Source organism: Microbulbifer sp. MKSA007, assembly GCA_032615215.1.
GTDB lineage: Bacteria > Pseudomonadota > Gammaproteobacteria > Pseudomonadales > Cellvibrionaceae > Microbulbifer.
In genome coordinates this window covers 2,519,735-2,535,144 of the sequence record CP128433.1, presented here as the reverse complement: position 1 = coordinate 2,535,144, position 15,410 = coordinate 2,519,735, and the positions used below count along the sequence as shown (strand labels likewise).

Below are 15,410 nucleotides of genomic sequence, written 5' to 3'. Positions count from 1 at the left end.
ATGGAAGCAGGCTGTAGGCCGAGGAACCCCTAAATATCTAATTAGAAAGCACAAAGATATTCAGGAGCTCCCTACCCCATAATCAGTTCGCTTCACTCTTAAGTATAGAGGCCATATCACCGGACCAACGGCCGATTACTTGTGTTAGAGCTTTATTTAGCCCTGCCATTGAAGAGGAGTTGAATTTTTTAGCTTCTGGTTGGCTCAAGAACTCCTCATATTTCGCTAGGCTTGCATCGTCGAATCCTTGATAAGTTTGCACGAAAGAGAGAGTTACAAATTGCTCAACATTTTGACGCATCTGGGGCTTCATTGCCTCCATTTGTGCCTTATAAGCATCTAGATTGATCTCTTGGCCGGGAGCCATCACTGCCATCACTGCGGAATAGACAGCAATACCCGTAGAGACCTGCATCTCCATCGCTATATCGGTAGCACCAACAAGCTGATCAATACGAGTTGCCATTTCAACGCGCTTTGTGTCAGCCATCAACTGCTGTGCATTAGCCATCAAATTCTGGAATGCCTCTTCAGAGCTTCCTTCCTCTTCAGCCTTAGTAATTTTCTTACCGATATCTGACTCATACCAAGCCAATAAGACCTCAACATCTTTATCGGTCAGAGAAGTACTCAGTGACGAGCGCACTTCTTCCATAATGATGGACGGTAAAATTGTATTATCTGCACTTTCAAGAATCTTTTGCAGTTTATCCTGAGGAATTGGTGCACCTTGCTGTACGCCTTCCGCAAATCCAGATTTTACTAGCTCAGGAAACCCCTCAACCTGCTTGGTGAAACCCGATACAAGCAGAAGCTTATCCAAATTGTCTGCTTTATCGGCAGCCAGGCATAATGAGCAAAAGGTGCTGATGAATAAAGCAAATATAACTTTTACAGCTTGAGTTCCCATAGGAAGCCCCATATGAAAGTGAATTTGATCGCCATTATGCCGATTGACTCACAACAATCAATCAAAAAGCCCTAACCATTGCAAAACAGACGTACCACAGCTTTGCTATAAAGAGCCTAAATAACCCCCAACTCAGATAGTTTCTTTCTGGCAATTTCAATTCTTTTCTTTTGTACTTCCCGAAAACTGCTGCCATCTATGTTAATCGCAAAATAATGAATATTGTTATTGGACTCTACAATTCCAATATACCAGCCTAAAGCCTTATTTTTAGCTATTGGCCCTCCTCCTGTTTTTGCATATAACTTATAGGTATCAGTCTCCTCTACCAGCATCACTTCTTTAATTTTATCTATAGCTGACTGCGATACAGGTAATTGACCAGTAAATAAACGTTCCAGGAAGTCTACCTGCTCCAACGCGGATATTTTGATACTCTCATTGAGCCAGAAGGTATCAATACCAGACGAAGCATCCCGATTACCATAATTAAAACCTGCCAAATACTGATTCATTCTCTTAGCGCCAATCTCCGTTGCTAATTGCTGATAGATCGGAACCGCTGAATTTTGAAATGCTTCGCGAATTGTCAAAGGTCTTTCTGACCAGATTGTAGGCCACCACCCTTTAGCCGGGTATTTGTCATGATTATAGGTTAGCTCTTGTAACAGGTTCTCAACTAAACCCAAGTCAAGTGCAATAAGGGTATTTGGAACCTTAAAAGTAGAGAATGGTGTGAACTGCCTGGCTGCCCTCTCCCTATTAATTACCGTATATTCTGAGGTCCGACTATTCTTGAGCACAAAAGTACATAACTTGCTACATGAGCCCCCATCTTCTGCAATCACCGAGTTGCTGACACCAAAAACCAATATTGCAGCAGTGATAAACCATATAAAGTGTTTCAACCGGAATCTCCTTGATTTAGAGTGCGTGATACCCGAGGAACATCAATAAATTTAATCCGGATAAACTGGGTAATTAGCACACCGAAAAGTACCTTTCGGATATTGGGAGGAGTTACTTGGCAAGTCAAGTAACTAAGAGACTAACAAACAGTCCTTATTAAGTAATAACTGTACCATCATTTAGAATTTAGGAAATACTGCCAACTGAACAAACTAGGCTTGGCGTTTCCTATTGATAAACGCCAAACCTTTTGTGTAAAAAGCAAGCAAAGCTCTAGCTTTGAGCTATCTTAATTTCTGCGGTCTGAGTTATTCCCCATATCCCACAGAATTGGCTGATCGCCACCCATAATAGTTGAAGGCATCTGGCCATTCCATTGCTGCGCGCGGATATATTCAACCAAGGTATGGTTTCTGGCAATCGCATCAGCTTTTGCTTTAATCGCTGCGGCTTCCGCTTCCCCTTTCTCCAGAATCGCAAAAGCTTCCGCCTCGGCCTCTACACGAATCTTATGGGCTTCACCATCTGCTTTAGCTTTGGTGGCATCACGGCGCGCATTAGCAGTATTCACCTCACGTTGCGCTTCCAGCTTTTGACGTTCCAATTTGTGCTTTTCGGCAGCCGCCAGGTTCAACTCTGTCTGCTTGGTTTCAATAGATTGGATGTACTTGGGAGGCAAGCTGATGCTCTCAATCTGTACATCTCCCAATTCCATAGGCAACCCCTTGGTTTCCTCCTCCAAGAGTTCCTCAATACGTCGAATTGCTGCATTCCGGTTCTGGATAATCTGCTCTGCCTTGAATTCAGCCAAACCAGCTTTACTGGCGCTTCTCAGCCTGGGATCGAGAATCCGCTGTTCAAATTGTTCCAAACCGCCATATTGCTTATACAAATCAATGGCTGCACTGCGAGTTACCGTCCAGTTCACCGCAGTCACTGCTTTTAACGGCATTTGTTCTGCAGTGGCGGCATTCATCGTCTCAACATTTTTCCGGGTTCTTACTTCGATTTCGACCACATTGTCCATAAATGGGACTTTCGTATGAATTCCAGGATCAACCTGTGAGATTGCCTTACCAAATCGCTTTACAATTCCTACGTGCCCCTCGTCAACCGTGAAAACAGTCCCCATGGCGATAGGAATAATCAGTAATGCAACACCAGCGAAAATTCCCTTCTTAAGATTTTCCACAAACTTTCCTTTAACTACTTACATCCAAAAACGGTTCTTAACTTCAAAGATGAATACATAAGCGGATATTCTTTAATCCCTATATTTCTAAACCAGAAGGGAGTACCAAATAAGCCCCACTAAAATTCACTCAAAATGACACGCAGGATAATATAGATAATTTTTCAATAAAAAAAGTGTGACGTTTCACTTCCACATATCAGTGGAACGAACTCTTTGAACCGAAATATAGAAGTAAGCTTCAACTATCCAACCGTGATCTTGTTTGTAGATATTTAGCGCAAAATAAAATCGCACTCGAAATTTCATATGCTAGATATACGAATAAAGGCGGCCTTTTAAATTTGATCAAATAGTTGAAGAGAAACGAATACACAAAATATATGTCGCAATGTTTTGGCCTTTCATGAACAAAAGATATAGGAGAGATACGCCTAAACCCACTACCAGATGAGCATTCATTACTTATGCGGATTCGGTCATACCTCACCTAAGCAAGAATTGTGCGCCCAATAAAGTCTTACCAATCAATCAAGCTCTCAATCAACGCTATTATCCATTGGCAATCACTTTCTCTATCAATAAGTAGAGGCCTTGACAATGAGCACTTCAGATTCATCGGACAAAAATGGCCCTGTCGAGGCCAACCCATACAAGTGGCCATATAATGGGGATCTCAGGCCAGAAAACACCACTCTCGTGGTTATTGACATGCAGGTGGACTTTTGCAGCCCCGGCGGCTATGTCGACAAGATGGGATATGATCTGGAGGCAATGCGCAAGCCCATCGAACCCATCCAGCAAGTATTGAATGCGATGCGGGCAGAAAACTATCACATTATGTACACCCGGGAGGGGCATCGCCCCGACCTTTCTGACCTCCCTCCAAACAAACGCTGGCGCTCACGACAAATTGCTGCGGGTATCGGCGACCCGGGACCATGTGGACGTATTTTAGTCAGAGGGGAACCTGGTTGGGACGTGATCCCTGAACTAGCGCCCAAAGCTGGTGAGGTCATTATTGATAAGCCAGGCAAAGGTACCTTCTTTTCTACAGACTTCGGGCTAATACTCAAGCTTAAAGGGATCGATAACTTGATTCTCGTGGGCGTTACAACCGACGTATGCGTACACACCACCATGAGGGAAGCAAATGATCGAGGATTCGAGTGCCTGCTTCTATCAGACTGCACTGGGGCTACCGACATCGGCAACCATGAGTCGGCTCTCAAGATGATTACTATGCAGGGAGGTGTCTTTGGCGCTTATACAGATAGTCAGAAACTCCTGAAGGGACTAGCGGAAGCCTCTAATACCAGGTAAGTAAATCATGTATTGTTGTTGGGGAAGAGCTTGTTACTGAGATCGCTCTTCCCTAATGGCATTTTAAATCAAGCGGGCTCCGTAATTTTCAGATCGCCAGCATATGATAAAATGAACCCCACTAAAAACATGTGCACACTGACACTGAACTGATACTGCCCTTCACTCTCTGTTTCATAAGCCTTGACTTTGGGCCAAAGAAATTTTGGCAAAGCTATACCTAATAGCTTCGTTTTCGAAAACTGATATTCAAGTGCTCCGTTGACATTATGAGCGGTAAACTGCATTTCCAAAGGGCCGAGCCTTTCCACCAGATAATTTTTTTCTGAATAAAATGATGAGCTCATCTTGAACCCATCGAAATCTCTCACCCAATCCATCCGATCGGAAAAGTGTCCACAATCAACAACTAACTGCGAACTTGAACTCGCCTTCGGGAATCTAAATATTGAACAAATAGTATTCGCAATAACCCCACCTCGTTTGACGACAACAGAACCCTCATACCTCTTCATCCCAGTGTGTGCAAATTGCAACAGTGGAGATAATTCATTGAATGAGGACCCCATATGAGCGGAAAGTATGTTCAATATTCACTCCTATTCCTATTCACTTCCTTTACCCACAGTACCATCTATACAGGTAACTGGCAGGCTGCAAATATTCAACCTGCCAGCGCACTCTCATTCAACTCGATGACTAAATCAAGCTTATTTGCTATTCGCTCTCAGAATAGCGCTCATAGCCCGGTGGGCGTCAACGAACCCAAGCCCGGTGTTGTGATCACCTAGCCAACTGCGGCGAGCATTATCTTTCAATGACTTGCTCACTAGTTGAGCAGCTTCTACCCTGCTAAGGCCGTAGTAGTCTGCCATTTCAAGGAGCAATAGGCTGACAGCCGCTAGTTGAGGAGCGGCAAAAGAGCTACCAGACTCAAAGTTTTGACTGGAAGCTGAATATACTGCATCGCCGGCAATAGCAAAGCTCTGCTTAATAGCCAAGGGGTTGTAACCCGGAACCGTCGCCGTAAGTGAGATCTCATTTGAGAATGGCTGGAGGTTGATTGCAAAAAACAAATTCTCAGCACCGGCCTGCCCTTCATTCTGAGCAAGGAATGCCCTGATTAAATCCAGGTCATAGGTAAAGAAGCTGCCGAGTGGTGGTAGCTCCAAGCGCTCTCTGACATCGGTGTTGTTATGCTCAAGATCTGTACCTGTATTCCCCAGTGACTTGGTAAAAATCTTACTTTGTAAAATAGCGGAAAGATGCTCTGCAAACTCTGGGTCGAGTTGGTCATTGGTGATATGAAATGCACGGCTCATATTGATCACACTAATGTCATCTCGATACCGCATATAGGCCATTGCATCATTATAAGTTTTGCTCTCGGCACTAACGGGTACAATAGTCGCCTTCGGAGCAATATCCAAAATGATATCAATTACGGTGTTACCATGAAGGAAAGTGATGGGATCACCAAAGGCAACTTCCGCTTCAATATTGGGATACTGTTCGCGCTGCTCTTGTAAGCGTGTCGGATCAAACAAATCAAAAACAGCAATTACCATACCCTCGCCATCAAAGCGCTTAGTCAAAATTTGCTGTTTCAGTTTATAACCGGGCACATGGGGAAGCAGTAACTCATTAATCGCCAACCTGAATAGATTCAGGTCGGCAATAGCGGCATCAAATTCCGGCCTATATTGCTTCTGGTAATCTTCTGGCTGAAACGTGTATAGAAGCTCAGCTAATACAATAAATTCTGTGATTGACTGCCCCCACTTGTGCATCAGTAATTCTTCAACCATGTAGTGGGATTTTGCCATTCCCGAATATTGATCAAAATCAGCTGCCAGATACTCTTCAATAATTGGAGTTACCGGCTCTTCCCAAGGCCAGGGGGTTAATTCTTTCACAATCTCTAAGGAATCTCTGGCCTGCTCAATATCTGGGGTTGAAGCAAATATATTGAGGCTACCCAGCAACATTAAGATTGTTAGTATTATCCTATTCAAAACTATTTCCTTGTCATGAAAAATTATTAGATAGTGTTTGTAGGCTGCTACAAGCCACGGGATATAAATAGTCCCAGTGACAGGAAAAGCTCGCAGCCTGGAAATAGGATCACGAATGGTGTGGAAAGGCAACAAAGCAAATATATATAGAAATTACAAAGCTAATATCGCTCATAAAATAAAAGATATTCGGTTACCTCTGACATCAAAATCTAGAGAAAGTCTTACTCTGAATTTGGCTCCGCCTCATCTTCTAGTCAATGCAGAAGATCACTATCCCCCAAAGACTGGCGGCATGCACTTATAGCGGGAATAGCAGCCACAATTAATGTGCTTACCAGTACTAAAGCTAAAAGCACAATCGTATGTTCGCCTATAACAACGCCGTCCAAATAGATTCCAAATTTATCTGTCAGAATTGGCTCAACCAGCCAGCCTCCCATTATCAATCCAGAAACAGCAATTGTCGCACCTAAAAGTAAAACCAAAAATGCCTCAGTCTGGATCAATAGGAATAAAAACAAAGGGCCAGAACCTACAGTTCTCAGTAGTGCTATCTCCAGTCTGCGCTCGCGCATCGTGGAAAGTAGTAAGATACATAAGCCAAGTAATGCAGCCAAAACCACCATAGCTGAGACAAAAAATAGTACCTTTTCTATACCACCGGATATCTGCCAAAGCTCCGATAGTGCAATGCCCGGCAATATTGCCAGCAGCGGCTCCTTCGAATATTCGTTTATTTTTCTCTGTACCTGAAATGTAGCTATAGGGGAATTAAGCCCGAGTAAGAAGGCAGTAATGTTATTAGGCACCAGATCATCGTGCTCCGCATCAGCACCATGAACGGCTTCCAGTCCCGCCAAGCTTACATAGAGTGCTCGATCTACTGGTGTACCAGTAGGCTTGAGTATGCCACTAACGATAAAGGGGTTTTCACCATGCTCTGTGAAGCGCGTTCCAACCAAACCGTGCGCCAATGTGAGAGTGTCATCAAGTTGGTAGTTGAGTTCCCGAGCGACCTCCGCCCCCAATATGACACTAAAAGTATCGATAAAATTCTGGCCGGTTGATAGCTCCAATGGCCTCTTATTCCCATACCGATAGTGATCGAGAAATCCCGTTGAGGTTCCCACCACCCTGTAACCTTGGTGCGAATCCCCCAGGGATAGGGGTATCGCCCAACGTACCTGGGGTAAGTGAGTAAGTTCCTGGTAGCTATCCCATGAAATATGATTGCTGGCATTCCCAATATGGAATACGCTGTATAACAAGAGATTCAATTGTCCCGTAGGTGCCCCAACAATAAGGTCTACCCCTGACACAGTTCGACTAAAGCTGTTTTTAGTATGGCTTCGCAACTGCTCGATCCCCAACATTAGAATCAAACTGATTGCTACAGACAATACGGCCAGTGACACACTACCCTTACGCTGCATCAGGCTTTGCCAAGCAAGTTTAAAAAACATCGGCTAAAGCCTCCGGTGCAGTGTCCCACTCGGGCCTAAGTTTCCAGGCAATATTTATTTCGCGCATATCCATAACCAGAGGGAAGTGTCGTTCCAAAGAGCTATCGTGGCTGACAAAGATCAGAGTGCATTTCTTTTGCTGACATGCAGTCATCAACAACTGGACAAAAGCATCTCTCGCTTCAGGGTCCAAAGCAGATGTAGGCTCATCAACCAGCAATAACTGCGGTTCATTGATCAATGCCCGCACGATTGCCACCCTCTGTTGCTGTCCGACACTCAAGCTGGCCACTTTCTTGGGTAAAATTTCCTCTCCTAAACAGAGTCCCGTTAGCAGCTCATTAACCCTGCCGCGAAAATCGCCACGGAAACCAGAAAAGTGGGTAGCGACACGAATATTGTCCTCCACACTCAAATAGGGAATTAGGTTAAAGCGCTGAAATACAACGCCAATATGTCTCGCCCTGAAGCGATCCCGCTTGCGCTCACTCAGTGTACCCAGTGGTTGACCCAGAACCTTAAGGCTTCCAACTTTTGTCGACAGAATACCGGCCAGGAGGTTCAGCAGTGTTGATTTACCACTACCGGAGCGGCCACGTAAAAATACCTGCTCACCGACAGGTACTGACCAATAAGGGACCTCTAAAACCGAAGGACCTGTACGATAGGCGAAGCGCAGCTGCTCCACTTCAACCGCTAGTTTCAATTTCGTAGTGAAAGCATTCATCTTGCACCTCATTTGCAGCATGGATTTTTGCAAACAGATATATAATGATATATCAAATCATTTAATACGATAAATAAACCCCAGCCATGAACAGATATCTCTTCTCATCAGCCTGCACCCTGGCAATCGTACTACTCGTAGCTGGCTGTGATAGCCCAGTTGAAACCAATCAAGTTTCAGCGCCAGTCGCTGAAGATACTCAAGTCAAACAGGTAAGTATCAATTATCGTGAAGTCAGCTGGGAAGAGTTAATCCCAAAAGATGATCTGGATGCGTTACTCAACCCACCAGAATACATAGATGATATTGTTGAAGGCTCCACTGCCGACTCAATGCCTAACTCATCAGCTATTGCCACTACGAGCGAAAATGAAAGCCGCTACCAAGCCGCTTTGACTTCCACCCGAATAAAACCAGAGTTCGACAACCAACAGATACGTATTGCTGGGTTTATAGTTCCAATTGAATTCAATGACGAATTAACAATTTCCAATTTCCTTTTTGTTCCCTACTTCGGAGCCTGTATCCACCTGCCGCCCCCACCCCCAAATCAGGTTATCCATGGCAGTTTTCCTGAGGGAGTTCAAGTTGACGCTCTGTATGAACCTTTCTCTATAGAAGGGAAACTGAGAACATTGAAAATAGAAAGCGAGTTCGGAACTGCGGCTTACAGTATGGAAGTGGATAACATTCAACCTTACACAGAATAATGTCCCAGGCGAGCGCTGCTCACCCGAGGACACTACTTCATCGATTGCCGGCTATTGGCCCATCTCCCGAACCAGGTATCCGGCACCGTCGATATTCTCCATTACCCAGAGAATGTAAGCGATGTCGACATGAATCGCCCGGGTGCTATCGGTGAAGTCCCAATCAGCATTGATACTATCGTAGGTTCCGTCAAATACGACTCCCACCAGCTCGCCGCGACCATTCATTGTCGGAGATCCTGAGTTACCGCCCGTAATATCTACGGTACTTAAGAAATTAACCGGCACCGAATCCAGCTGCTTTTCATAGTAACGGCCATAGCTCTTCTTATCGATAGCTTCCATCAAAGCCTTAGGGGCATCAAAGGGAGCCTCACCTGTGTACTTGGCCTTAATGCCACGCAAAGTTGTAAAGGGTACAAAACCTTGCTTACCGTCATTGCCGTCAGCGGCCTTCTTAATCGTACCTGGTGGTGGCTCATAGCCTTTGACCAAACCATAGGTCACGCGGAGGGAGCTATTTGCATCAGGATAAACCGGCTTACCCAGTGAGTGGTAATAATCAATCAGCATTTCCATATACTGTGGGCGCAACTGAGCAAAGCGACCTTTCATGGACTCCTCATGCTCTTCACGCGTAAGCATGTCTTCGTACATGGCCACTGCCAGCTGGATAAACGGGTCTTTGCTCTCTATAAAGTCTTCAGGCTTTTTACCTATCCATGCTTCACGTACCTCGACATCGGAAAGCTCTGTTTCCTTATACATTTTGTCGAGTGTTGCCTCTAAGTCTGTATTGCCTTTGCCGATGTTCAAGAAACGATCAAAGCTGGCTATACGCTGCTCCTTCGGGAGTGCCTGGTAACGGTCCAGGAAGTAGAGCCAGATCTGTTTGTCGACTGATGGATGATAGCTGCGTTCAATACGACGCATGCCCTCTGTGAATCGGGTCAGATCCCTTTCCTGATAACCCGGCTTGCGCTTAGCATCAGGTTTTTCGTTCTCTTTAGCCAAACGATACAGTTTGCTCGCGGCACCCAGCATAGCTGAACGATCCATATAATCGATGGCGAGATCCTGTTCACGGGTTGATTCTTTTTCTACAACCAGTGCCTCAAGGTCATCAATAGTAGACTGGTATTTTTTCTGGCGGGCTTTGTCTGAATCCACCCAGGCCTGCAAATCTTTTTCCAGCTTTTCTTTACGCTGCAATAGATCGCTACGCTGGTATCCCTCCATCATGCCGGTAAAGTTTTTAGAGTAATTATTCAAGCCTGCCACGAGACTGGCATACTTTAACTCTGCATCTTTATTGTCGGCGGTAGCCGTACCAATCGTTTCTGACCACTCACCCAATACCCGCTGCATGTTTGGGTAATACCAATTGAAGTTACTTTCCACTTCCTGGGCGGTGCGATAGCGATTAGTGCGGCCAGGGTAACCGGCAACCATCACAAAATCGCCTTCCTTAGGGCCTTTTGCCGCTACGGGCAGGTAGTGCTTGGGCTCGTAAGGGACATTATCTTTAGAGTAATCGGCCGGTTTACCATCTTTACCCACATAGGCACGGTAGAAGGCGTAATCGCCGGTATGGCGAGGCCACATCCAGTTATCGATATCGCCACCGAACTTTCCGATCGAAGATGCCGGCGCATGGACCAAACGCACATCGCGGATTTCCAGTTGCTTGACCAGGTAGTAATTCAAACCGCCGTAGTAGCTATAAACCTCACAGCGATGCCCCGGCTCTTTCTCACACTCGGAAACCAGCGCTTTCTCTGCTTCTTCGATTGCGGCAAAACGTGCAGCACCATCCATCTCATCAGTCAGGCGCTCATTAACCTTATCCGTCACTTCGTTCATTGCAACGGTGACATAGACACGGGAGCCAGGTGCAGCAGGCAACTCTTCCGCTAAATCCCCGGCCAGGAAACCTTCCGCCAGTAAATCCTTGGATTCAGTTGAATTGTATGAAATTGAACCGTAGGCGCAGTGGTGGTTGGTAATCACCAATCCCGTGGGAGAGACAAAGGAAGCGGAACACCCCCCAGGCTAATCACCGCATTCATAGGGAATTCAGTAAGCTTGGTCATGCTGGCTGGGTCCAGCTCGAGGCCATGACTGCGAAGCTCCTTGGACAATTCAGGCAACTGGTGAGGCTGCCACATCCCCTCGGTCGAAACACTTTCTTTCTCTGCAGCAAGGCTGGAGTAACTGGCTCCAGCGAGTAGTGCAGCAGTTGCAACCCCGTAAACAATAGAATTATTTATTTTCATATTTACTCAGCAATATTTAAATAATAACAGGTGAGCTTTGGATGTTTCCCAACACTAACCCTGTTTTTTGCGGCATAAACACCGAAAATTCACCTACAAACACAGCAAGCTGACAGAGTAACATACCCTCTTCGGCTGTAGACCAACACGAATCTGAGACCTTACTTGAAGCCGGCCAATCATCGCCATTATTTTCCTGGCTCTTCCACCCAATTTGGATAAACCACAAAGATACGATTGATACACTATATCATTTTAGATCCACCAGATCTGAGTAAAATGTAAGTTGCGCCGACAACAAGAAAGATATTTGCGATAAACAGTATGACCCTCTGTGAGATATCGCGAAGTAACTCACTACCCGTAAGCACATACCCGCACACCTCAGAAAGCCTATTCCTGTTACAACATCCACCGTCTCATCCCAACGACCGACATCAGCTCGATCATTTTGACTCCAAAACCCCTCTTCCTCTTCAATACCTGGAGGTTGCCTAATCTCACCAACCCAAATATGATACGTTATATCATCTCCACAACTGAAGATTGAACGCTTTCAGCCAGGAACCTCACTAACACCCTGCTCTCGCTCATTAAGAGCAAAGCAAATAAACAATGCGGAAAACATTTTCGCTAGCCGAATTTACTTAAGAGGAGCATATCTTGAGCCTGATTTACTCTAACGAAAGAAGCCGTGAGCCACTGATTACACAGGTAAATAATGCGGAGCTGGTTCCACTTGGAAAAGGAGTATCTGAGGTAAAGGAGCCAAATACCCGCCGGTCCGTGTCTGCAGATACCGGAGAAATTTTGGCAGATATTTTCCAAACTGATATCAATATGGCTATCTGGCAAAGAGAACTGCCCAAAGACATAGCCTATAATTGCCAATCTCTTCTAAATAGCGCTGTGCATCCCAACCGCCGGATTCTGCTTCCCACCACCAAGATTGACCGTCTCGCTGAAGTATTACCGGAGCTTAAGCCCTACCCGCACCTATGTGCTGATATCCAGCTACTGGCAGATATGTTCAGTTACCTGTTTGAGTTAAGCGGAGTCGGCATTCGCTTAACAACCTTAAGCGGTGCAATGTGCCCCAAATTTCACGTAGACCGAGTGCCTTGCCGATTGATTACAACCTATTTGGGCACCGGGACAGAGTGGCTGACACCAGACTCTATTGACCCTCATACACTCGACTTGAAGGCCAACCAGGAATTTCCTTCAACTTCCATCAATCACCTGGCATGCGGCTCGGTTGCCCTACTCAAAGGTGAACTCTGGGAAGGCAATGAAGGATTCGGCCTAATCCATCGCTCACCCAGTGTCGATCCCGGCCAACTGCGACTACTGCTCACTTTCGATTTCGGGTCCGCCAACGAGTAACTAGCGTGCACTTGGACGTAAAAATCTTATAAGGAATAACTCATGAAACTTACTGCGAACCTTTTCGCACTGATGACCCTATCTAACCTGGCCCATGGGATTTCCGGCCAGGTATTAGATTCTTCTGGAGAGCCCATCTATGGCGCTAGTATTGAAGTCGCGGGAAGTAGACAGCAGGCACAAACAGATGCGCAGGGCCGATTTTCACTTGAGGTGAATACTTCACAGCTCCGCGAGATCCATATCAATGCCCCGGGGCACAGCCATAAGACAGTAATTTTACAAGCTGGTCAGGATGAGCCCCTGAAGGTTACCTTGCAACACACTGTTATCGAACAAATTGACGTAACAGCCACACCATTACATGCTTCCACCATTGAATCAGCACAACCAGTAACAGTGGTAGCCGGCGAAGAGCTGCGTCGAAAACAAGCCTCCACTTTGGGAGAAACCCTCAAGAATGAAGTAGGGGTTCATTCCAGCTACTTTGGACCAGTAGCCAGTAGCCCCATTATCCGTGGACTCAACGGCCCCCGCGTTCTGATTACCCAAAATGGGCTCGATAGCGCCGATGCCTCCCGAGTTGGCCCAGACCATGTCGTCGCCACTGAGACCATTACTGCAGAGCAGATAGAAATCCTGCGGGGGCCTGCCACTTTATTTTATGGTTCAGGAGCCATCGGTGGCGTAGTCAATGTGGTAGATGAGCGGATCCCTACCTCTAGTGAAAACAGGACTGCTTATTCGCTGGGAAGCAATACCGTGGCAGATGAGCGCGAAGCCTCGCTGGCTCATACCGGCGGCAATGATCAGCTGGCGTATCACGTGGACAGCTTCTGGCGCAAAGGTGACGACTATGAAATTCCCACCTCAAGCGACTATGGCGAAGAATCCAGTGGGGTATTAGAGAACAGTGACTCAAAAAGCAAAGGGTTCAACATCGGTGGCAACTGGTTTTTAGATAATGGTTCAATCGGCCTTGCCTATGGACGCCTGGAGCGAATTAACGGTATTCCCGGGCACAGCCATTCGCACGCTGAAGAACATGAGGAACACGAGGAAGATGAGTCAGAGCATCATGACGAGCATGAAGAAGAGTTAGAAGTAGTCTCTGACTTGAAACAGGACCGCTGGCAATTGGCTAGCGAAATGTCACTGGATAACCCATGGTTGAGCGGCCTGGATGCCAGAATTGGCTACACAGACTACGAACATTCTGAGATCGAAAACAACGCTATCGGTACGACATTCAGTAATCAAACACTGCAAGCACGGGTCAACCTGCTGCTGCAAGATATGGCCGGCTGGCGTGGTGCAATAACCCTGGAAAGCAAAACCACCGATTTTGAAGCAATAGGCGAAGAGGCGTTCACTCCGCCGAGCACAACGGAAAGCTCAGCGATTGGGCTAATACAGGAAAAGCACACGGGAGAGTTCCTATGGCAGTTAGGAGCCCGAATCGAAAGAGTCACTATCGAAGCCACCGATGATGACTGGGAGGGGGAAATCTCGATAAGTTAGCTTTCACACCCTTTAGCTTTTCTGCCGGCTTGGTCTGGGACATTGCCGCTAATTACAATGCCGGCATCTCTTTTACCCACGCCCAACGAGCACCCAGTGCCGCTGAACTTTTTTCTTATGGTCCCCATATTGGCACCAGCACCTTCGAAGTCGGCGCACTATTTAGACTGGATGACACAGAAGAGCCCTATTTTTACTACGAGAACAATGTTGAGGAAGAGGTTTCCAACAACATTGACCTCAGTTTTCGCCGGCATTCCGGAAATATCGGCTGGGTGCTGAATCTATTCTACAACCAGGTTGATAATTTCTACTACGAGCGAAATACGGGCTACACCAGCGAAGATATTGAAGAGCATGGTCACGATGAGGAAGAAGAGAGTCACAATCATGGCGAATTACCCGTTTATGTCTTCGATCAAGCTGATTCGACACTCTACGGGCTAGAAGCTGAATTTGCCTGGCAAATATCCAAGCCACTCACATTAACACTGTGGGGAGACACTGTTCGTGGAAAGTTAGATGACGGAGGTAACCTGCCTCGCACTCCACCTGCACGATTGGGCGGTATGTTAAGTTATAGCTCCAATGGATGGGATGCAGGAATTGAGATTACGCACGCGTTTGAGCAAAACAAAGTATCAGAACTGGAAACCAGCACCGCTGCTTACACACTTTTGAATACTGAGCTTGCATACACTTTTCAAGGAAGCCAACACGACCTCACCGTTTATCTGAAGGCTAACAATCTAACTGACGAGTTAGCTTACGTGCATTCATCCTTCCTAAAGGAACTTGCTCCACTGCCGGGGCGGAACTTTAATGTTGGATTGCGAGGCATGTTTTAGTGAGGGAAAGGCTTTAGTCAATCAATGAAACCACCAGCAGTAATCATTGCCGGTGGTTTTTCCATTTTATAAATTGCCCTCAATAAGAACTTAGAAAAATCCCTGCGTTTTCACAAGAACTTCCCTT

At 46.1% G+C, this 15,410-nt stretch carries 10 protein-coding genes and 2 pseudogenes; 4 read left to right on the top strand and 8 right to left on the bottom strand.

The features are described from left to right. Positions 1-82: 82 nt before the first annotated feature. The 3 genes from QT397_14180 to QT397_14170 all read right to left on the bottom strand — a co-directional run bounded on the left by QT397_14180 (position 83) and on the right by QT397_14170 (position 3,011). Positions 83-910 carry a DUF2059 domain-containing protein gene (locus QT397_14180; GenBank protein ID WNZ58436.1) on the bottom strand — a complete coding sequence of 276 codons (828 nt, stop codon included), beginning with the start codon at positions 908-910 and terminating at the stop codon, positions 83-85. Between the two features lie 116 nt (positions 911-1,026). After that, positions 1,027-1,818, bottom strand: coding sequence for a penicillin-binding transpeptidase domain-containing protein (locus QT397_14175; protein WNZ58435.1), 792 nt, complete (start codon positions 1,816-1,818; stop codon positions 1,027-1,029). A 290-nt stretch (positions 1,819-2,108) separates the two neighbouring features. Continuing rightward, positions 2,109-3,011: a prohibitin family protein gene (locus QT397_14170; protein WNZ58434.1), complete on the bottom strand. Its 903-nt coding sequence runs from the start codon at positions 3,009-3,011 to the stop codon at positions 2,109-2,111. A 600-nt stretch (positions 3,012-3,611) separates the two neighbouring features. Between QT397_14170 and QT397_14165 the strand changes: the two genes are divergently transcribed. Continuing rightward, positions 3,612-4,334: an isochorismatase family cysteine hydrolase gene (locus tag QT397_14165; GenBank protein WNZ58433.1), complete on the top strand. Its 723-nt coding sequence runs from the start codon at positions 3,612-3,614 to the stop codon at positions 4,332-4,334. 68 nt (positions 4,335-4,402) lie between these two features. Here the strand turns inward: QT397_14165 and QT397_14160 are convergent, their stop codons facing one another. From QT397_14160 to QT397_14145, 4 genes are all read right to left on the bottom strand, one after another. Next, positions 4,403-4,924 carry a DUF4166 domain-containing protein gene (locus QT397_14160; protein ID WNZ58432.1) on the bottom strand — a complete coding sequence of 174 codons (522 nt, stop codon included), beginning with the start codon at positions 4,922-4,924 and terminating at the stop codon, positions 4,403-4,405. Positions 4,925-5,044: 120 nt separating this feature from the next. Beyond that, on the bottom strand, positions 5,045-6,349 hold the full coding sequence (locus QT397_14155; GenBank protein WNZ58431.1) for a hypothetical protein: 1,305 nt from the start codon (positions 6,347-6,349) through the stop codon (positions 5,045-5,047). Positions 6,350-6,606: 257 nt separating this feature from the next. Further along, positions 6,607-7,815 (bottom strand): FtsX-like permease family protein, encoded by a 1,209-nt coding sequence (locus QT397_14150; protein WNZ58430.1) that lies wholly within the window; start codon positions 7,813-7,815, stop codon positions 6,607-6,609. Continuing rightward, positions 7,805-8,542 (bottom strand): ABC transporter ATP-binding protein, encoded by a 738-nt coding sequence (locus tag QT397_14145; protein ID WNZ58429.1) that lies wholly within the window; start codon positions 8,540-8,542, stop codon positions 7,805-7,807. Before QT397_14145 ends, QT397_14150 begins: the two co-directional genes overlap by 11 nt. Before the next feature lie 86 nt (positions 8,543-8,628). Here QT397_14145 and QT397_14140 point away from each other — a divergent pair, with 86 nt between their 5' ends. After that, on the top strand, positions 8,629-9,252 hold the full coding sequence (locus tag QT397_14140) for a DUF3299 domain-containing protein (GenBank protein WNZ58428.1): 624 nt from the start codon (positions 8,629-8,631) through the stop codon (positions 9,250-9,252). Between the two features lie 51 nt (positions 9,253-9,303). Here the strand turns inward: QT397_14140 and QT397_14135 are convergent. Further along, positions 9,304-11,420: pseudogene (locus tag QT397_14135) on the bottom strand (S46 family peptidase). Between the two features lie 771 nt (positions 11,421-12,191). Between QT397_14135 and QT397_14130 the strand changes: the two are divergent. Together QT397_14130 and QT397_14125 are read left to right on the top strand one after the other, a co-directional pair. Further along, on the top strand, positions 12,192-12,914 hold the full coding sequence (locus QT397_14130) for a DUF1826 domain-containing protein (protein ID WNZ58427.1): 723 nt from the start codon (positions 12,192-12,194) through the stop codon (positions 12,912-12,914). A gap of 42 nt (positions 12,915-12,956) precedes the next feature. Further along, positions 12,957-15,283, top strand: a pseudogene (locus QT397_14125) (TonB-dependent receptor). Positions 15,284-15,410 lie beyond the last annotated feature (127 nt).

Bases quoted from the DNA above. Each gene is read 5' to 3' on its own strand.
- QT397_14180 (WNZ58436.1), bottom strand. From the start codon at position 910: ATGGGAACTCAAGCTGTAAAAGTTATATTTGCTTTATTCATCAGCACC.
- QT397_14165 (WNZ58433.1), top strand. From the start codon at position 3,612: ATGAGCACTTCAGATTCATCGGACAAAAATGGCCCTGTCGAGGCCAAC.
- QT397_14150 (WNZ58430.1), bottom strand. From the start codon at position 7,815: ATGTTTTTTAAACTTGCTTGGCAAAGCCTGATGCAGCGTAAGGGTAGT.
- QT397_14145 (WNZ58429.1), bottom strand. From the start codon at position 8,542: ATGAATGCTTTCACTACGAAATTGAAACTAGCGGTTGAAGTGGAGCAG.
- QT397_14140 (WNZ58428.1), top strand. From the start codon at position 8,629: ATGAACAGATATCTCTTCTCATCAGCCTGCACCCTGGCAATCGTACTA.